The following is an 18,936-nucleotide window of genomic DNA, read 5'->3' as shown; positions in this document are numbered from 1 at the left end:
GCTTGGAGCACGATGAGCCGGATTAGTTCATCCATTCGCGCGGTCGTTGGCGCTTGATCTGGCCGGGGGCGGCCGGGCAGCGTCCTGAACGGTGCGGCGAAAGACGGTATCATCGTTGCACCGCCTTCGATGACCGGATACCCCATGCTCCAGACGCCCGCCTCGTTCACGCCCCTGATGGTTCCGCAGCAGCACGCCGCGCCGCTGTCCTTCGTCTTCCACGGCGGCCGGTTGCTCGTGCGCGAGGCCGACCTCGGCCTGCCCGACGCGGCCGCGATCGCCAGCCTCGCGCTCGATGCGCCGCGCCTGCAGCCGGTCGGCCTGCTGGGCGAGCGCTATTGCCAGGCGACCTGGGTCGACGACGAGGCGCTGGCGCCGGCCGGTTACGCCTGGCGCGGGCTGCGGTCGCTGTTCGGCGAATTCGACGACGCGCAGCTCGGCGTGGCCGCGCGCGCGTACCAGATCGCGGAATGGGCGCGCACGCACCGCTTCTGCGGCGCCTGCGGCAGCGACACCGTGCTGGCAACGGGCGAACGCTGCTTCAAGTGCGGCAATTGCGGCCACATGGCGTATCCGCGCATCTCGCCGGCGATGATGGTCCTGATCCGCAACGGGGACAAGGTCCTGCTGGCGCTGCATACCCAGTCCCCGGCGAAGCGCTTCGTGCCGCTGGCCGGCTTTCTGGAGGCGGGCGAAACGATCGAGGAGGCCGTGCACCGCGAAGTGTTCGAGGAAGTCGGCCTGCGCGTGCACAACCTGCGCTATTTCGGCAGCCAGTCGTGGCCGTTCCCGCACTCGCTGATGATCGCGTTCACGGCCGATTACCTGGACGGCGACATCCGCATCGATCCCAACGAGATCAGCGAAGCGCGCTGGTTCGGGCCGGACGATGCGTGGCCGGAGCGAGTGCCGCACGTGTCGATCTCGAGCATGCTCGTCGACAGCCACCGTCCGCCCGGACGCTGAGACGGCGGCGCTCAGGGCAGCGGCGTGGCCGCGGCCGCGATCTTGCCTTCCACGCGCAGCGACCGCGGCAGGTCTTCCGGCCGGGCACCCGTGCTGCGCAGGCGCACGACGCGCTGCATCAGGTCGAACCAGAACGGCGCGCCGAACAGCGCCGTCGACGCCGTGACGAGCCAGCCCGCCACCTGCAGCGCGAAATCGGCCCCGGGCACGGGCGGGAAGCGGGTCCAGCCGATCGGCAGCGCCATCAGGGCGTCGAGCACGGCCGGGTCGAGCGCGCCGGGAGCGTCGCGCAAATGCGCCGCCAGCGAAGGCTGCTGCCACAGCGTGCGGAACAGGTGGATGCTGTCGATGTTGAACAGGATCGCCAGCAGCAGCGCCAGCAGCAGCGAGATCAGCAACTGCCGCCGTTTATAGGTGCCGGACATGCGCGACATCGCGTTGTCGAACCAGCCGGCCAGCATGTCCTGGAATTGCTGCAGGTCGCGCGCGCGGCCGTACAGCCCGCGCATGACCTGTCTGACTTGCGGATCGGGGATTGTTTCGATCGCGTTGGCGAGCTGGGCGAAGTCGCCCGGCACCTTCCACAGGCTGTCCACCAGGGCAATCGCAAAATGCGCCGGTTCGATGTACGATGGCCGGGAGCGCATCTCCCGCTCGCTCGGCGGGGGGCCGTCCCCGTGCGGATTGACCAGCGGATGCTGGTAGACGGCACGCGCCAGCCCGTCGAAGCACGGATCGTTGAGCATGCTCTTGACGCCCGCCAGCAGCGTGTTGGCACGCAGCCGGAACGCCGCGGCCAGCGCTTCCTGCAAGGTGGTGACGATCAGGGCGACCGTGCCATAACAAAACGTCAATCCGATCGCAACTTCCAGGACAGTGCTTCCAAGCATGGCCGTTCTCCCGCGCATTGACAAGGACACCGACTACGCTAGCGCATCCGCCACAGTATGGCTTTCGTTTTGCGCAAGGAAGCCGCTGCCTTCTGTGGATCTGCCTCATTTTCTATATACTCTCGGCAAGCGTAAATTTTAGGATTCACCATGTCTGACAAAGAAGTCTTCACCGAGCACGACTGGCGCCGCCTGCTGGTAAGCCTTGGCGAAGATCCCAACCGTTCCGGCCTGCACGAGACGCCCGCGCGCGTCGCCAAGGCCTGGAAACACTGGACATCCGGCTACGACCAGGACCCGGTCGAGATCCTCAAGGCCTTCGAAGACGGCGCCGAGGAATACAACGAGTTGATCGTGGTGCGCGGCATCCCGGTCTACAGCCATTGCGAACACCACCTGGCGCCGTTCTTCGGCAAGGCGACGGTGGGCTATCTGCCGAACGGCAAGATCGTCGGGCTGTCGAAGCTGACCCGTCTCGTCGACGTGTTCTCCAAGCGCCTGCAGGTGCAGGAGCGCCTGACGGTGCAGATCGCCAACACGCTGATGGAAGTGCTGGAACCGAAGGCCGTGGGCGTGGTCATCAAGTGCCGACACATGTGCATGGAAAGCCGCGGCATCCGCACGCCGGGCGAGGAAACCATCACGTCGACCCTGCTGGGCGAACTGCAGCCGAACCTGGCGCTGCGCACCGAGTTCCTGGCGCTGGCCCGCGACTGAGCGTCGGGGCGGCGCGAAACCCGTCTTCCGTCTTTTTCGCGCCACCGCTCGCCGGTGGCGCGATGCCGTGCGCATGGCGTCTCAAAAAAGACGGCATGATTCCGAACACGCTGCTAGACTGTATTTACTGGGCGCCCGTGCTCGAATCCGCCGCGACAATGCGCTACGCCCCGTCGATGATCGGGAACCTGTTCCGGATCATATGTCTCCAAGTGATTTTTGAGGCGATCGACATGGCCAGGCATACCTTTCCAAGCGATGTTCCGCGTGAACAGTTCGAGACCGTGCGTGAAATGCTGGAAGCGGCGCGCCGCAAGACCCGGCCGCGCAAGCACGATCTGTACGACGTGTTCTGTGCCGTCCTGTACTTCCTCTCGACCGGCAGCGCCTGGCGCAGCATGCCGCCCGAGTTCCCGCCCTGGCGTACCGTGCACGAATATTTCACGCAATGGACCATGCTGCGTGACGGCGACCGCACCCTGCTCGAGCAGGCGCTCGACCGGATCGGGCGCACGGCCGAAATCGCGCGCCTGCGCCATCTGACCGGGCAGCGCTGATCCCGGACGGCGGGATGGGCCGGGCGCGGCCGCGATTACCGGGCGGCTGCGACCGCGCCTTCCGCGGGCTCGAACACGAGTTTCTTTTTCGCGTCCATGTGGAACACGCCGATCGGCTGGGCCTGGACATTGTCCGATGGCTCGGGCAACTGCTTGCAGTCACTGGTTTCCACTTGCCACATCTCGTCGCCCGAGCGCAGCAGGAACGATTCGTCGCCCGTCGAAAACAGCTCGACGTTCAGGTTGGCCAGCGGCGTCTTGCCGAGGTCGAACTGGCGCTGGCAGTCGGGCAGGCGCGACGCGATCAGCCGCAATCCCACCTGTTTGCTCCAGAAATAATCCTGGGTGACGATCACGGTCAGGGCGTGGTCGCTGCCGTCGATCGTATAGCTGGCGGATTCGTTGACGCAGCCGGCCAGCAGCAAGAGCGGCATCAACAGGAACAAGGTGGAGCGCATGGTCATTTCCGGGTTGACGATGCTTTGATGCATCACGGCACGAGTATAGAGCGCTTCAAACACCGGCCGCAACGGCGGACTTTCGTGTCTGAATCCAAGTCATTGATTTCTTTGAGGAATTAGATTCTGGCGCGCTCCGTGATTTTTTGATTTCGGAGATGATGGAGCATTACGCCCTGCTGGCCTGGATCAAGGCGCGAACAGCGGCGTCATCCCCTTTTGGTCAACGCAGGAACCCGTGCGGACCGGGCCGGTCTGACGGTAGCCTGCCATTTCATTTCGGAAGCGAGCAAAGCCATGCCAGACGACGACCAGAGTCTTACCGGGCGGCGCGCGAACAGCGTGGCGCCGGCCTATGCGCCGCCGCAACCGCTCACCTTGCGGATCAATGGCACCGAGCACAACTTGACGATCGAACCGCGCGTGACGCTGCTGGACGCGCTGCGCGAAGTGCTGGGCCTCACGGGCACCAAGAAGGGCTGCGACCGCGGCCAGTGCGGGGCCTGCACGGTGCTGGTGGACGGCCAGCGCATCAATGCCTGCCTGACGCTGGCGATGATGCACGACGGCCGCGAGATCACGACCGTGGAGGGCCTGGGCCAGGAAGGGCAGCCGCACCCGATGCAGCAGGCCTTCATGGATTGCGACGGTTTCCAGTGCGGTTATTGCACGCCGGGCCAGATCTGTTCCGCGGTGGCGTTGCTGGACGAGGTGAAGGCAAGGCAGGCCAGCATGCTGACCGAAGGCGACCAGCTGGCGCCGGGCGCGCTGTCCCAGGACGAGATCCGCGAGCGCATGAGCGGCAACCTGTGCCGCTGCGGCGCCTATCCCAACATCGTCAAGGCCATCCACAGCGTGGTCTTGCGCCAGGCCTAGGAGGGCGTGCATGCACTCGATCTTCTACGACCGTGCGCGCGACGTGAACCACGCGCTCGAGCTGGCGCGCCAGCCGGGGGCGAAGTTCATCGGCGGCGGCACCAATCTGCTCGACCTGTACAAGAGCGGCATCGAGCAACCCGTCCGCCTCGTGGACGTCAGTCGGCTGGCGCTGGCCGACATCGAGCCGCTGCCGGGCGGCGGCCTGCGCATCGGCGCCATGGCCACCAACACGGCGGCCGCCAACCACCCGCTCGTGCGCCAGCGCTACCGCCTGCTGTCCGAGGCCTTGCTGAACGGCGCGTCGACCCAGTTGCGCAATATGGCGACCGTCGGCGGCAACCTGCTGCAGCGCACACGCTGCTATTACTTCACCGACCCGGCTTTCCCGCACTGTAACAAGCGCGATCCCGGCTCCGGCTGCGACGCCATCGACGGCCACAACCGCATCCACGCGATCCTCGGCGCCAGTCCGCACTGCATCGCCACCAATCCGTCCGACATGAGCGTGGCCCTCGTCGCGCTGGACGCCGTCGTCCACCTGCAAGGGCCGGACGGCGCGCGCCAGATCCCCGTCGCCGACTTCCACCGCCTGCCGGAAGACCGTCCGCAGGACGACACGGTGATCCGCCCGGGCGAGTTGATCACGGCGGTGGAACTGCCGCCGTCGCCGTTCGCGCAGCACGCGCACTACCTCAAGGTGCGCGACCGCGCCAGCTATGCGTTCGCGCTGGTGTCGGTGGCGGCCGCCGTCGACCTGGACGGCGACACGATCCGCGACCTGCGCATCGTGCTGGGCGGCGTGGCCCATAAACCGTGGCGCGCGTCGGGCGCGGAACAGCGCTTGCGCGGCCAGGCGCTGGATGCGCTCACGGACGAAATGCTGGGCCAGGCGGGGGCGGCCGCCGTCGCGGGCGCGCGGCCGTATGCGCACAACGCGTTCAAGGTCGAACTGGCGCAGCGCGCGGTCGCGCGGGCGCTGCGCGTTGCGACCGGCAGCCGCGCCACCGGCGCGGCGGGAGGCATGGCATGAACGTCACCGGCGCACCCATCAATCGCGTCGACGCGTGGGCGAAAGTCAGCGGCGCGGCGCGTTATTCGGCCGAGCATCCGGTCGACGGCGTGGTTCACGCGGTCCTCGTCACGAGCACGATCTCCAGCGGACGCGTCGTTTCCATCGACGACGGCGCGGCCCGCGAGGTGCCGGGCGTGCTGCTCGTGATGACGCCCGCCAACGCCATGCGTCTGCCGCAACAGACGAAGGACGGCAAGCTCCAGCCGCCCACCGGCCGCAGGCTGACCCTGCTGCAGGAAGACGACGTGTATTACAACAACCAGCCGATCGCCGTCGTCGTGGCCGACACGTTCGAGCGCGCGCGCGAGGCCGGTGCGCGGCTGCACATCGAGTACGAGCGTCGGCCGGCCGTGCTCGACTTCGAGCAGGCGAAGCAGTCGCTGCATCCGCCGCAAAACGTGTTGGGGGAAGAAACCGACACGAAACGCGGCGACCTGCACGCCGGGCTGCTGGCAGGCAGCGCGCGAGTCGACGCCACCTACACGACGCCCGTCGAAAACCACAACCCGCTCGAAACGCACGCGACGATCGCCGCCTGGGACGGCGACCGCCTCACGCTGTACGACTCGACGCAATACATGAAAGGTGTGCAGCGCATCGTCGCCACCATCTTCGACATTCCGCCGCAAAACGTCACGGCGCTGTGCCCGTATGTGGGCGGCGGCTTCGGTTGCAAGGGGTCCGTGTGGTCGCACGTGGTGCTGGCGGCCATGGCCGCGAAGCAGGTTGGGCGGCCCGTGAAACTGTCGCTGGACCGCAACCAGATGTTCGGCCCGGTCGGCAACCGACCGAACACCGAGCAGCGCATGCGCATGGCGGCGGTGCCGGACGGACGCATGACGGCATCCGGCCACGACACGATCGCGTACACGTCGATGATCGAGGACTGGATCGAGCCCTGCGGCCTCGTCACGCGCATGATGTACGAGAGCCCGAACCAGGACACGTCGCACCGCCTCGCGCGCATGCACCTGGGCACGCCCACATTCATGCGCGCGCCGGGGGAGGCCACCGGCTCGTATGCGCTGGATTGCGCCATCGACGAACTGGCCCATGAACTGAACATGGATCCGCTCGAGCTGCGCCTGAAAAATTACACGGAGCGGGATCCCGGCAAGGACTTGCCGTTTTCGAGTAAATCGCTGCGCCAGTGCTACGAGATCGGCGCCGAACGTTTCGGCTGGCGCGACCGCAATCCGCAGCCGCGCTCGATGCGCCAGGGGAACAAGCTGGTGGGCTGGGGCATGGCGACGGCAAGCTATCCGACGAGGCGCTTGCCGGCGGAGTGTGCGGCCACCCTCATGCCGGACGGGACCGCGCTGTTCCGCTCGGGCACCCAGGACCTCGGCACCGGCACCTATACCGTGATGACCCAGGTGGCGGCGGACGCGCTCGGCGTGCCGGTCGACCGCGTGCGTTTCGCGCTGGGCGATTCGCAGATGCCGGACGCGCCGGTCTCGGGCGGATCGATGACGGTGGCCAGCGTGGCGCCGGCCGTGCAGGCGGCCGGCAAGGCGCTGCGCCTGAAACTGCTCGGGATCGCCGCCGCGGACGAGCGCTCGCCCCTGTTCGGCGCGACGGCCGACGACGTCGGCGTGGACGCGACCACGGACGGCGGCGAACTGTATTTGTTGGCCGATCCGGCGCGGCGCGAAGCGATGCAGGCCATCGCCGCACGCCACGGCGGCCCGGTGGACGTGACGGCCAGGGCCGAGCCCGGCGACGAAAAGCAGAAATATTCCATGCACGCGTTCGGCGCCGTGTTCGTCGAGGTGACGGTGGACGAAGACCTGGGCGAGATCCGCGTGCCGCGCGTGGTGGGCGTCTACGGCGTCGGCAAGCTGATGAACGAAAAGACGGGCTACAGCCAGCTGATGGGCGGCATCGTCTGGGGCATCAGCCTGGCGCTGTTCGAGGAAACGATGATCGACAAGCGGGAGGGACGCGCCGTGAACGGCAACCTCGCCGAATACCACGTGCCGACGAATGCGGACATCCAGGCGATCGACGTGCAGATCGTCGACGAGGACGACCCGCACGTGAACCCGCTGGGTGCGAAAGGGATCGGCGAGGTCGGCATCACGGGCGTCGGCGCCGCCATCGCGAACGCCGTGTTCCACGCGACGGGCAAGCGGGTGCGGGATCTGCCGATTACGCTGGATAAGCTGTTGTGATCGCCGGGCGCGTCACGGCGCGTGACGCGCCTGCGCCGCCTGCTCGGCCTGCTCCGTTTCGCCATGCTTGGCGTGCGTATTCTCCCAGCCCCCGCCCAGGGCCAGGAACAACTGCACCTGATCCGCCGCCAGCTGCGCGTCCGACGCCGCCAGCATGCTCTCGGCGCCGGCCAGCGTGCGCTCCGCGTCGAGCTGGGACAGGAAGTCCGTGCGGCCGAACCGGTACAGCTTGGCCGACTGGCGCGATGCCAGCGCGCTCTGGTCGCGTGCCGCGCGCAGGGCCGCGTTGCGGTCGAGCTCGCGGGCATAGACGGTCAGCGCGCTTTCCGTTTCGCGCAGCGCGTTCAGCACGACGCCATCGAAGCGGGCCAGCGCCCCGGCCGTGTTGGCCTTGGCCTGGGCGATGTGGGAGCGGGCCGAGCTGGTGGCCGGCAGGCTCCACGAGATCAGCGGGCCCAGGCTGAATTTCCACGTGTTGGCATCGCCGAACTGGTTCATCATGCCGACCGCGCCGACCGACGCGCCCAGGTTGATGTTCGGGTACAGCTCGGCCGTCGCCACGCCGATGCGCGCGGTGGCGCCGGCCAGCTGGCGTTCGGCCTGGCGCACGTCCGGACGGCGGCGCAGCAGGGCGGCGCCGTCGCCTACGGGGATCGTCGCCGCGACGCGCGGCGGTGTCGAGCATTGCGCGACGTCGGCCGGGAACTGGCTCGGCACTTCGCCGGTCAAAACGGCAAGGCGGTACAGCGCCGTGCGGCGGCGGGCTTCCAGTGGCGGCAGGTTGGCGCGCAACTGGTCGAGCTGGGCTTGCGCACGGCTGTTGTCGATGGCGATGCCGCGGCCGCGCTGGACGCGTTCGGCCGTGAGCTTGGCGAATTGCGCCTGCAGGTCCACCGATTGCTGTGCCACCTTCAACTGGTAGCCCGCCGAACACGCCTCCGCATAGGCGCGGGTCGTGTCGGCCGCGACGATCACGTGGGTGAGGTCGCTGGCGGCTTGTGCGGCTTCCACGTCCGCTTCCGACGCTTCGACGGCGCGGCGGATGCGGCCCCACAGGTCGAGCGTATAACCGATCTTGACGTCGCCGTCGTACAAGCCGTCGGTCGGAAGTTGTTCGGGGATGCCCAGCTGCGCGCCCGCGATGCGGCCGTACAGCGGGGCGGCGCTCATCTCGACTTCGGGGCGTTTCTTTTCCTCGACCTCTTCCAGCACGCCGTGCGCGCGCTGCAGGTTGGCGGCGGCGACGCGCAGGTCGGCGTTGTTGGCGAAGGCCTTGGCGATCAGCTGGTCGAGCAGCGGGTCCTGGTACAGCCGCCACCAGTCGGCCGGCAGCGGGTCGGCCTTGAAGGGCCGTTCGGCCGCGCCCATGAACGGGGCGTTGGCCGCATCGCGCTTGATCACGGCCTCGTTCGGCACGTGGTAGTCGGGGCCGACCGTCGTGCAGGCGGCGAGCGCGGCGGCCAGCAGCGACAGTGTGACGGCTTTTTTTGCGAAGGAGCGGTAGCGGTTCATGACGATGCCTTGACGTGTGGTGGCAGCACCTTGACGGTTGCGGTCTGCCCGGCGACGAGGCGGACGTTGGCCGGCACCGGGTCGAGGGCGATGCGGACGGGAATGCGCTGGGCCAGGCGCACCCAGTTGAAGGTCGGATTCACGTTCGGCAGCATGTTGGCGCCGGTGCTGCGGTCGCGGTCGGCAATGCCTTCGGCAAAGCTTTCGACGCGGCCGTGGATCGGCTGGCGCGTGCCCATCAGGGTGACGTCGACCGGGTCGCCGAGCTGGATGTGCGGCAGCTTCGTTTCTTCGAAATAGCCTTCGACGTAGAACGAACCGCTGTCGACGACGGCCATCACGGGATGCGCCGCGGTGGCGTAGGCGCCTTCGCGCAGGTCGAGGTTCGTGACGATGCCGTTCACGCTCGACACGACGTGCGCGCGCTCGAGGTTCAGCCTGGCCGTGTCGCGGTTGACGATGGCTTGCGCCAGCGCGGCGCGCGCCTGGTCGGTGCGGGTCTGACCCTGCTCGCGGGTTTCCTGCGACACGAGGTCGTCGAGCTGGGTGTTGCGCTTGTTTTCGCGCTGCGCCTGGGCCAGCGCGGCCTGGGCCGCCGTCACCTGGGCGTCGGCCTGGCGCAGGGCCAGTTCGAAGCGGGCGCGGTCGATCTCGAACAGCGGCTCGCCGGCCTTCACGCGCTGGTTGTCGTGCACATAGACCTTGGTCACCTGGCCCGTCACGTCGGGCGCCACCTGCACGACGTAGGCTTTTACGCGGCCGTCGCGCGTCCAGGGCTCCACCTCGTAATGGCGCCACAGCTGCCAGCCCGCATAGACCGCGCCCGCGGTCACCACCGCCGTGAGACTTACCCGGCCAATTGCCGACAAAATCGTTTTCAATGCCATGTCAGGACCAGTTGCGTGTGTAATACGCCAGCGCGCCGAGCACGATGACGAACAGGGAAAAATCGAACAGGGCCGGATGCCAGACGAGGCGATAAAAGCCCGTCCTGGCCAGGACCAGGTTGCACAGCCGCGAGACCGCCAGTGCCGCCAGCGTGAGCAGCAGGAGCGGAGGAACGTAGAGGCCGTAGAGGCTGACTTCGCCGATCATCGGATCTCCTTTCAGGTTGCGGGTTCGAGCGACGGCGCATAGGCCGCCGCCTTGGGAAACAGGTCGCGGCGCATGCCGGTCAGCGCCGCCAGGGCTTCGCGCCGGGCGTCGCTACGTTGGGCGCCGTCGCGGGCGCCGGCGCAGATGGCGCGCAGCGCGTTGTCCAGCGCGCCCAGCAGGCTGCGCTCGCACTGCGCGTCGACCTTTGGCCGCAGCGCGAAATGACGCGACAGCTGCTGCATCAGCGGGCCGACGGCCGCGTCGTCGCCTCCCAGTTGGGCGCGCACGCTGTGCAGCAGCGTCATGTTCAAGCCGATGCGCAGGTCGCGCAGCGCGTCGGCGGCTTGCAGGTCCTGGTCCTTGCCGGCCAGCGCCAGGCGCGGGGTCAGCATGCCGACGCGGTCGACCATCCTGGCCGAGAATTCCGGCAGCGACGGCACCCGTTCCCCGCTGCCCAGGCGCGACAGCTCGCTCCAGCCGGCCTTGAGCAGGCGGCGCGCCGTCCAACCGGCGCCGACCGTGCGGAACACGCCGGTGATGACGACGGCGGCGACGAGCCCGGCGATCTGCGCCGTCATGCCGTTGATGAACGACACCATGTCCGCGTTATTCGTGTCCATCATGGCCAGCGTGCCGATGATGCCGAACAGGAAGGGAAAGGCGCGGCCGAAGGTCGCCGGCCGCGCGACGAACACGCCCACCAGCAGGAAGGTCGGGGCGCAGAGCAGCACCAGCGTCTCGAAGTTGTGCGCGGCCGGCAGCAGGGCGAGCAGGTACAGCGCCGACAGGGGGATCGAATAGATCGTGTAGGTCAGGAAGCCCTTGATGAAGGGCACCGGATTGTCCTGGGTCGAAAAGAAGCAGCACAGCACGGCGGCCATCATCGGCGCGGCGGCGCCGGCCGGCCAGCCGGTCAGGATCCAGAACGCGCAGCAGGACAACACGGCGACGGCGGCGGCGAAGGCCGACAGCAGGGCCATGCCGCGGTCCTGGTGCAGCGCGCTGGTCGGCACGCCCGGCAGCTGGCGCACTTCCTCGGGCAGGCTGCCGTGCACGCCGGCGTCGATGTGGCGGCGCAGCGAGCGCGTCTCGACGCAGATCTCGACCAGGCGGCGCAGGCGCGCGCCCAGGTTCAGTTCGATCATGCCGGTCCAGCCGAGTTCCCGGTCCACGTCCGGCGTCAAGACGTCGATGCGCTGGCGCAGTTCGGCGCCGCGGGCCGCGAGCGATGGGCCGCGCGGGGTGTTGGCCAGCGCGACGACGTCCTGCAGCAGCCCGGCCCAGCGTTGCGCGACGCCGGTCGCGCCCAGGTCGCGCAGGGCGGTCAGGCGATCCTCGATGCCGGAGACGATCGGCACGAAGGACGACAGGCGTTCCTGCAGCGCATTGACGGCCCCGCTGGTCCAGCGCAGGTGCGACGTGTCGAACGGCAGGTGGGTGCTCATCAGGCGCAGCTCGGTGATGTCGCCGGCCAGCTTGCGGCGGTCGGCGGCGGCGCGCGCGTCGCCGGCGGGGTTCAGCGCGTCGCGGATCCAGTGCTGGGCGTCGCGCACGGCATTGTCCAGGCGCGCCAGCAGCACCGGCCCGATCGATTGCGGCAGCACCAGGCTGTGCACGAGCGTGGCGCAAGTGATGCCGAGCACGATCTCCTCGACGCGCGCGAGGGCGATGTCGAAGATGGCGGCCGGATTGTTCACGGCCGGGAAACCGATCAGACCGGCGGTGTAGCCGGCCAGCATCAGCAGATAGGAACGCGGCGTGCGGTCCAGCAGCGAGAAATACAGGCAGCCGGCGATCCACAGCGCCAGCGCCAGCGACAGCAGCTCGGGCGAGTTGATCAGGCGCGGCACGAGGAACGTCACCGCGGTCGCGCCCAGGATCGTGCCGCCGGCCCGGTACAGGCCCTTGGAGCGGGTCGGCCCGGCGAACGGCGCGGAGACGATGTACGCGGTCATCATCGCCCAAAACGGTCGCGGCAGTCCGATGCGCATCGATATATACACCGAGAGCATCGCTGCCGCGAATGACTTGACGGAGAACAGGATCTCCGACCGGGTCGGCAAACTCATGTAGCCTGGATCGTCGCGATGGCGGTCGGCAGGCCGGACAGGACGCGTAGCGTGGCCTCGACGTCGGCCGGGTCGAACTCCCCGAACAGCCGGCGGCGGAACGGCGTCAGCGCCTGGTCCATCTGCCGGGCCGTCTTCAGGCCCTCGTCGGTCAGGCGCAGGATCTTGGCGCGGCGGTCTTGCGGATCCTCGTAACGTTCGACGAGGCCCGATCCGATCAGGTGGTCGACGACGCGCACGAGCGACGACGCCTCCAGGCTCAGCGTCTCGGCCAGGATGCCCGGCCGCACGCCGTTTTCGCCGAAGCGGTGGATGACCAGCACCGGCAGCCCGGTCGCCTGGGACAGGCCGAAGTCGGACGCGACCTTGTCGGCGGCGGCACGGTAGACGCGCGACGCGTGGGTCAGCGCGGCGGTGAGACTGCTCAGGGTCTGGTCGGAGAGGTGCATGGCGGGTTCGCGTAAATACTTTGTTTGTTTACTGTTGATATGCGAAAGTTTAGCATGCAAAGTATTTTTCTTCAAGCCACCCGTCGCTGCGTGTGCGCGGTCGGATCAGGACGCTGCGGCGATCCGGCGCAAATCGGCCGGCGCCACGAACTCGGTGGCGCACGCCTCCGCCCGCAAGGCGTCGATGGCGGCATAGCCCCAATGCACGGCGCCGAACGCCACGCCGGCCTTGCGCGCCGCTTCGGCATCGGTGGCCTGGTCGCCGATGTAGAGGGCGTCCGCAGGCGCCACCTTGCACGCGTCGAGCACGGCCCGGATGCGACTCGCCTTGCCGAAGACGGACATGCCGCAGTCGAACCGCCGGACCAGCGCCGTCAACTCCGGTCCCAGCACCGCGCGGACGTTGTGTTCGGAATTCGACGAGACGATGCTCAACATGACGCCGCGTTCGTGCAGGTGGCGCAGCGCGCCGTCGATGCCGTCGAACAGGGGGATCAGGTGGGCGCTGTCGCGCATCATGCCCATGAACGTGTTCGACGCGAGCGGCAGCTTCCAGGCCGGCAGGCCGACATGGTCCATCATCCGCCGCACGCCGTAATGGCGCAGTTCGCCGGCGCGTTCGACGTCGATGCGGCGAAACCCGTGGCGGTCGGCGACCGTGTTGAAGACGCCGAGGAAGAAGGGGAACGAGTCGGCCAGCGTGCCGTCGAAGTCGAAGAGGGCGAGGCGGTAGGTCATGCGCACATGGTACACGCCGCGCCGCTGCCGGCGCCCGTCAGCCGTCGATCGCCTTGCGTGCGAGCGCCGGATCGTCCGAGAACAGGCCGTCGATCCCCGTCTCGAGATAGCGCCGGATCTCGGCGACGGAGCCCGCGTCGTGGCGCACGTTCGGACCGGCGTCGCTGCGGAAGTCGGCCGCGAGGAAGGCGTTCTCCGGACGGAAGGTCCAGACGACGACTTGCAATCCCGCCTTGTGCGCGTCCGCCACGAGGGTCGTCGGCGCGGCGACGTCGGCCGGCTGCTCCTTGTCGTACTCCGCGCCGGCAATGACCAGTTGGGCCAGCGTGACGTTGGACGGCTGGCCGAGGCCCTTGCGCAAGGCCTTCAGGTTGGCGATCTCGAACGACTGCACGACGACCGGCGCGTGCCGCGTGTATGCGTGCGCCTTCAAGGTCGACACGAAGCGGTCTTCCATCGGCAGGCCCGCCTGCGCGAACCACGTCGAGTGCTTGAGTTCCGGGATCAGGCCGATCGTGCGCCCGCGCGCGGCCGCTTCCGCCGCCACGAAGTCGATGATTTCGTCGAAGCTGACGATCTGGAACTGGCCGTCGTACGCGGTGCCGCGCATCTGGGACAGGCGCTCGATGGCGCGCAGCGTTTTCAATTCGGCGAACGTGAAGTCGGAGACGAACCAGCCTTCGTGCGTCTCGCCGTCGATGGTCTTGCGCGTCTTGCGCGCCGCGAACTCGGGACGCGCGGCGACGTCCGTCGTGCCCGTGATCGCGTTTTCGTGGCGCGCCACCAGCACGCCGTCCTTCGTGGCGACGAGGTCCGGCTCGACGAAGTCCGCGCCGTCGGCGATGGCCTTCGCGTACGACTCCAGCGTGTGCTCGGGCCGCAGCGCGCTGGCGCCGCGGTGGGCGTACAAGGTCGGTTTCGCTTCCGGATGCTGGCGCGCCGCCTGCGCGCGTGCCAGCGGCGGCAGCGCGGCCAGGACGGTGCCGGCAGCCGTCGCCTTCAGGAAGCGCCGGCGCTGCGCGGCCGGCAGGAGGATCGTGCGCGTCATCGGATGTCGGCCTTTACGGGGAAAGTGGTCGACAGATTAACTTTGTGAAATGACCGCCCAATGACGCACCGCGGGGCGTTTTTGCACAGCCTCCTGATCAACTGCGCACAATGCTTTGCGCTTGCACATCGGTCAACGTCAACTAAGCTGATTCGGGTCAATCCCACAACGATAATCGGAGACACCATGGGCATCCTGGTCAGGGCAAGACATCTTGTCGTCATCCTCATCGGCTTTTTCGGCGCGAGCGCGTTCGCGGCGGTCGTCGCGCTGCCGAAGTACAACGTCAGCGTGAACGACGTGTCGGTCTCCGGCTTTTCGTCCGGCGCCGACATGGCCGTGCAAATGCATTTTGCGTATTCGAAGACGATCCGGAAGGGCGCGGGCATCATCGCCGGCGCCCCGTATTACTGCTCGCAAGGCAATGCCGCGATGTCGGTCGGCCCGTGCATGGCCAATACCGGTTCCCGCAATGTGCCCTACCTGATGTCGGTGGTGAATACCTGGTCGGGCAACGGCTATATCGACCCGACCGGCAATATGTCCGCATCGAAGGTGTATCTGCTGTCGGGGACGATCGATTCCACGGTGCGCCAGCCCGTCATGGACGATTTGAAGACCATGTACGGCGCGTACCTCCCCGCCGCCAACATCTATTACAAGAACAATCTCGCAGCCGAGCATTCGGTCCCGACGGATTTCTTCGGCAACGGCTGCGCCGTCAACGGCAGTCCCTACGTCGACAACTGCAATTTCGATACGGCGGGCGACATCCTGAAATGGATTTATGGACCGCTGAATCCCAAGAACACGGGGACGTTAAGCGGCAGCTTCATCAACTTCGACCAGTCCGTATTCTGGGGTAACTTCAATCCGAACACCTACAGCATGGCCAGCAGCGGCTACGCCTACGTGCCGGCCAGCTGCGCGGCGGGGCAGGCGTGCCGGCTGCACGTGGCATTCCACGGCTGCCTGCAAAGCGCATCCGTCGTCGGCACGGCGTTCTACAAGAATGCCGGCTATAACCGCTGGGCCGACACGAACAACATCATCGTGCTGTATCCGCAAACGATCGTCACCGCGACCAATCCGGGCGGATGCTGGGATTGGTGGGGCTACGAGGACGCAAATTTCCCGGCCAAGAGCGGCGGGCAGATGGTCGCCATCAAGACCATGATCGACAGGATCGTCAGCGGCAACGCGGCGGCGCCGTTCACTTGCAAACACTGGTATGCCAGCAACGTGTCGCACGTGTCGGCCGGCCGGGCGTATATCGGCGCGGACGGGCAGGTGTATGCGACGGATTCGAACCAGTACCTGGGGTTTTATATGTTGATGGCTTATACGGATGTCAGGGAGACGTCGGCGGGGTATTACGCGTATGGGAGTTGTTCCTGACGGGGCCGGCTTGGCTTCCTGCGTTGCCGTGCATTGTTGATGTCGTTTGATTGACGGAACGCATCGCGCGTCTGCCGGGTTCGGGTGAATACTTCCTCTTTTATCGTCGAAGTGATTCACCCTCAACCTTGGAGACGATCTCATGGCAATCGACGTCTATCTGCAAATTGACGGTATCAAAGGAGAGTCGCAGGATTCCACCCACCAGGGATGGATTGAGCTGACGTCGGCCCAATGGGGCGTTTTGCAGCCCAGATCAGCGACGGCTTCGACTGCCGGCGGCCACACTGCGGAACGTTGCGAGCACCGCAGCATCACGGTCACGAAACTGGCCGACTTGTCGTCACCCCTGCTGATGCAAACGTGCTCGGCGGGGAAGACGATACCCAAGGCCAAGCTCGAGTTCATGCGTGCCGATAGCGACGGCAAACCGGTCAAGTATTACGAAGTCGAACTCGAGAACGTGCTGATTGGCAGCGTGAACCAGGCTGCTCACGAAGGCGACATTCTTCAGGATTCCGTAGCCCTCAAGTTTTCGAAGGTCAAGTGGAAATACACCCAGCAAAAGATCGGCGGCGGCGCGGGCGGCAACACGGCCGGCGGCTGGGACTTGGCAACCAACCGCATCACGTGAGTGGAGGTTGGTCATGCTTGAAGTCCAACCGAAAGATTCGCGTGGCTACTTCATGCTCCCGCAAGCCCCCGAAGACGCTGGCTACTACGTGTATGGGACGCCGGATCAGGGAGGTGGGCAGTATGCACACCCGGTAATGATGACGCTGCTCCTGTTCGTGGAACGCGAGTGGCAGGCGATCGACCGTCGGAAGTTCGGTATCGGGAACATCAGCTTGCCGGGCGGAGGTAAGTTCAAACCGCACGCCTCACATAAGGATGGTCTGCAGGTCGACGTCCGCCCTTTGCGAAAAGATGGCGCTTGTGTTCCAGTAAACTACTTTCAGGCGGCCTATGACAGAGATGCCACGGAGAGGCTTATCGGTCTATTTCAATCTCATCCAGCGGTAATAAAGGTGTACTTCAACGATCTGAGTATTCCGGGTGTAGTTCCGCTAAAGAGTCACGACAATCACTTCCACGTGGAAGTACGGGCAAGGACGCTATGAAGAAGACCCTGGCAATCTTTGCTGCAACTGCGCTGCTTTCATTGGCATACGCCGCCGAACAAGTCCATTGGCCGGCGCCATACCGGCCGCTCAAAGGGGAGTACACCATTTATTCCGGCGAATTGGGAGATCAGCAGGCTCCGACCAAGGAAGATCGGAAGCTATCGTTCATCATCGAAGGACAGCCTGCAAAGGACATCTTCAATGCGATCCCGCCGGATGACAAGGTAACTTGCAGCAGCGAGAAGGGGGCGCGCAGCCGGAGCAAGGAGAATGTGTGGTGCACGTTCGCACCCAGCGACGGCTATACCTGTTACTTCGGGTTTGACCTGAAGACCGGCAAGAGCATCGCCGGCGGTACATGCTGACGGCAACGATGGGTGGCCGTCCGTCCAGGCTTCTTTAGCCAGTTTTCGCGGCCGATATCATCCGCAAAACGCAATCCCGGCCATCGTCTCTCAACCCAATTTGCATCTTTATGTAACAAATTTTACAAGTTGTAAAGCGTGGTCCCGCACGATTGAGCTCGGCTATGATGGCGACCCGCTCAACTGTTCAGGCAACAATGTTGCTTTTTTGCGTTGAGCAACATTGAATGGCTGGGCTCACACATGAACGATTCGGGAGTATCCGGACCGAACGCAACGGTCCAAAGACAGCTTGGTTTGATCAACCTCTTGAAGGCCGGTGCGGCGCAATTGATCGTCTTGCACCACCTGGCGTTCTACGGTCCGATGGCCGACGCCGCGCGTCCGCTGATGCCGTCGATCATCGACTGGTTCGGCCACTACGGCCGCATCGCCGTCCAGGCCTTCCTCGTCATCAGCGGCTTCCTCGCCGCGAAATCCCTGTCGCCCGCCGGCCTGCCCGGCATCGGCAATCCGCTGGGCACGATCTGGCGCCGCTACGTCAAGCTGGCCCCGCCTTTTATCGTAGCCATGGTGCTGGCGATCGGCGCCTCCGCGCTCGCGCGCACGTGGATGATCCACGATTCCATCTCGGCGCCGCCCAATCTTTCCCAACTGGCGGCCCACGTGCTGTTGCTGCACAGCGTGCTGGGCTACGAATCGCTGTCCGCCGGCGCGTGGTACGTCGCCATCGATTTCCAGCTGTATGCGCTGTTCACCTGCTTGCTGTGGCTGGGCGGATGCCTCGCCGGCAACCGTCCCACGACCTGGCTGATGCCCCTGCTGGTGATGCTGGGCCTGAGCATCTCCCTGTTGTACTTCAATCGTGACGCCGATTTCGACGTATGGGCGCCATACTTCTTCGGCAGCTACGGCCTGGGCATCCTGGCGTGGTGGGCGAGCGATCCGCGCCGGCCGTTCGTGGCGACGTTCGCCTTGCTGTTGATGATGGTCGTGCCGACCGTGCTGGCGCTGGGACTGGATTTCCGGAGCCGCATCGCGGTGGCGGCAGTGGTCGCCTGTGTGCTGTTCCTGTTCGGCCGCTCCGGGCTGAGCACATATGCGGGCTCGGGCTGGTCGCTCGTCAACTATCTCGGCAAGATCTCGTATTCGATTTTCCTCGTGCATTTTCCGGTGTGCCTGGTCGTCAATGCGGCGTTCACGCGCTTCGTGCCGGCTGACGCCTATCTGCAGGGCGCCGGCGTCGTGTGGGCGTGGGCGGCCAGCGTGGCGGCCGGGGCCGCGTTCTTCCACGGGGTGGAGGTGCCGCTGGGACGTTTCCTGGCCGGATTGGCGAAGCCGGTCGCGGTGCGGTCTTTCGGCGCGAAGCCGGCCAGAGCACGCGGTTGAAAAGAAAGTCAGCATCAGGTTGCTGACTTTTATTTG

At 66.2% G+C, this 18,936-nt stretch carries 19 protein-coding genes and 1 pseudogene; 11 read left to right on the top strand and 9 right to left on the bottom strand.

What is annotated here, in order from left to right; genetic code table 11:
- Positions 1 to 144: 144 nt before the first annotated feature.
- On the top strand, positions 145 to 966 hold the full coding sequence (nudC, locus tag ISF28_RS13695) for an NAD(+) diphosphatase (protein WP_198117741.1): 822 nt from the start codon (positions 145 to 147) through the stop codon (positions 964 to 966).
- 11 nt (positions 967 to 977) lie between these two features.
- Here nudC and ISF28_RS13690 read toward each other — a convergent pair whose 3' ends face one another.
- On the bottom strand, positions 978 to 1,856 hold the full coding sequence (locus tag ISF28_RS13690) for a hypothetical protein (RefSeq protein ID WP_198117740.1): 879 nt from the start codon (positions 1,854 to 1,856) through the stop codon (positions 978 to 980).
- Positions 1,857 to 2,006: 150 nt separating this feature from the next.
- On the opposite strand from ISF28_RS13690, the gene folE reads away from it, so the two are divergent.
- Positions 2,007 to 2,573, top strand: a complete 567-nt coding sequence (gene folE / locus ISF28_RS13685; protein ID WP_198117739.1) for a GTP cyclohydrolase I FolE — start codon at positions 2,007 to 2,009, stop codon at positions 2,571 to 2,573.
- Between the two features lie 233 nt (positions 2,574 to 2,806).
- Positions 2,807 to 3,082: pseudogene (locus ISF28_RS30515) on the top strand (transposase); the annotation flags it as partial.
- 83 nt (positions 3,083 to 3,165) lie between these two features.
- Here ISF28_RS30515 and ISF28_RS13675 read toward each other — a convergent pair.
- Entirely contained in the window at positions 3,166 to 3,588 is a 423-nt protein-coding gene (locus ISF28_RS13675) for a hypothetical protein (protein ID WP_229519073.1), read from the bottom strand.
- A 255-nt stretch (positions 3,589 to 3,843) separates the two neighbouring features.
- Here ISF28_RS13675 and ISF28_RS13670 point away from each other — a divergent pair, with 255 nt between their 5' ends.
- Genes ISF28_RS13670 through ISF28_RS13660 form a run of 3 tightly spaced genes read left to right on the top strand, consistent with a single transcriptional unit; the run spans position 3,844 to position 7,713 of the window.
- Positions 3,844 to 4,464, top strand: a complete 621-nt coding sequence (locus ISF28_RS13670) for a (2Fe-2S)-binding protein (protein WP_370663434.1) — start codon at positions 3,844 to 3,846, stop codon at positions 4,462 to 4,464.
- 10 nt (positions 4,465 to 4,474) lie between these two features.
- Complete coding sequence (locus ISF28_RS13665) at positions 4,475 to 5,497, top strand: FAD binding domain-containing protein (protein WP_198117736.1); 1,023 nt, start codon at positions 4,475 to 4,477, stop codon at positions 5,495 to 5,497.
- On the top strand, positions 5,494 to 7,713 hold the full coding sequence (locus ISF28_RS13660) for a xanthine dehydrogenase family protein molybdopterin-binding subunit (RefSeq protein WP_198117735.1): 2,220 nt from the start codon (positions 5,494 to 5,496) through the stop codon (positions 7,711 to 7,713). Before ISF28_RS13665 ends, ISF28_RS13660 begins: the two co-directional genes overlap by 4 nt.
- A gap of 12 nt (positions 7,714 to 7,725) precedes the next feature.
- Here the strand turns inward: ISF28_RS13660 and ISF28_RS13655 are convergent, their stop codons facing one another.
- The 7 genes from ISF28_RS13655 to ISF28_RS13625 form a co-directional block, all read right to left on the bottom strand.
- Complete coding sequence (locus ISF28_RS13655; protein WP_198117734.1) at positions 7,726 to 9,225, bottom strand: efflux transporter outer membrane subunit; 1,500 nt, start codon at positions 9,223 to 9,225, stop codon at positions 7,726 to 7,728.
- Positions 9,222 to 10,112, bottom strand: a complete 891-nt coding sequence (locus ISF28_RS13650) for an efflux RND transporter periplasmic adaptor subunit (RefSeq protein ID WP_198117733.1) — start codon at positions 10,110 to 10,112, stop codon at positions 9,222 to 9,224. The genes ISF28_RS13655 and ISF28_RS13650 overlap by 4 nt, the downstream gene beginning before the upstream one ends.
- Before the next feature lies 1 nt (position 10,113).
- The gene (locus tag ISF28_RS13645; protein ID WP_198117732.1) at positions 10,114 to 10,320 is read right to left on the bottom strand and encodes a DUF1656 domain-containing protein; all 207 of its coding nucleotides are present in this window, start codon (positions 10,318 to 10,320) and stop codon (positions 10,114 to 10,116) included.
- Positions 10,321 to 10,331: 11 nt separating this feature from the next.
- On the bottom strand, positions 10,332 to 12,389 hold the full coding sequence (locus ISF28_RS13640) for an FUSC family protein (RefSeq protein ID WP_198117731.1): 2,058 nt from the start codon (positions 12,387 to 12,389) through the stop codon (positions 10,332 to 10,334).
- Positions 12,386 to 12,838, bottom strand: coding sequence for a MarR family winged helix-turn-helix transcriptional regulator (locus ISF28_RS13635; protein WP_198117730.1), 453 nt, complete (start codon positions 12,836 to 12,838; stop codon positions 12,386 to 12,388). The genes ISF28_RS13640 and ISF28_RS13635 overlap by 4 nt, the downstream gene beginning before the upstream one ends.
- A 105-nt stretch (positions 12,839 to 12,943) precedes the next feature.
- Positions 12,944 to 13,576, bottom strand: a complete 633-nt coding sequence (locus ISF28_RS13630) for an HAD hydrolase-like protein (protein WP_198117729.1) — start codon at positions 13,574 to 13,576, stop codon at positions 12,944 to 12,946.
- Between the two features lie 37 nt (positions 13,577 to 13,613).
- A complete protein-coding gene (locus tag ISF28_RS13625) occupies positions 13,614 to 14,624 on the bottom strand; it encodes a glycerophosphodiester phosphodiesterase family protein (RefSeq protein ID WP_198117728.1) in 1,011 nt (336 codons plus the stop codon).
- Between the two features lie 186 nt (positions 14,625 to 14,810).
- Between ISF28_RS13625 and ISF28_RS13620 the strand changes: the two genes are divergently transcribed.
- The 5 genes from ISF28_RS13620 (at position 14,811) to ISF28_RS13600 (ending at position 18,900) form a co-directional block, all read left to right on the top strand.
- Positions 14,811 to 16,022 carry an extracellular catalytic domain type 2 short-chain-length polyhydroxyalkanoate depolymerase gene (locus ISF28_RS13620; protein WP_198117727.1) on the top strand — a complete coding sequence of 404 codons (1,212 nt, stop codon included), beginning with the start codon at positions 14,811 to 14,813 and terminating at the stop codon, positions 16,020 to 16,022.
- A 142-nt stretch (positions 16,023 to 16,164) separates the two neighbouring features.
- On the top strand, positions 16,165 to 16,656 hold the full coding sequence (locus ISF28_RS13615) for an Hcp family type VI secretion system effector (RefSeq protein WP_198117726.1): 492 nt from the start codon (positions 16,165 to 16,167) through the stop codon (positions 16,654 to 16,656).
- A 13-nt stretch (positions 16,657 to 16,669) separates the two neighbouring features.
- Complete coding sequence (locus tag ISF28_RS13610; protein WP_198117725.1) at positions 16,670 to 17,143, top strand: penicillin-insensitive murein endopeptidase; 474 nt, start codon at positions 16,670 to 16,672, stop codon at positions 17,141 to 17,143.
- Entirely contained in the window at positions 17,140 to 17,511 is a 372-nt protein-coding gene (locus tag ISF28_RS13605) for a hypothetical protein (RefSeq protein WP_198117724.1), read from the top strand. Before ISF28_RS13610 ends, ISF28_RS13605 begins: the two co-directional genes overlap by 4 nt.
- Positions 17,512 to 17,754: 243 nt before the next feature.
- A complete protein-coding gene (locus ISF28_RS13600) occupies positions 17,755 to 18,900 on the top strand; it encodes an acyltransferase family protein (protein ID WP_198117723.1) in 1,146 nt (381 codons plus the stop codon).
- Positions 18,901 to 18,936: the final 36 nt, after the last annotated feature.

The sequence above is a fragment of the Massilia rhizosphaerae genome, from assembly GCF_016093545.1.
GTDB lineage: Bacteria > Pseudomonadota > Gammaproteobacteria > Burkholderiales > Burkholderiaceae_D > Telluria > Telluria rhizosphaerae.
This window is presented reverse-complemented; position numbering and strand designations above follow the sequence as displayed.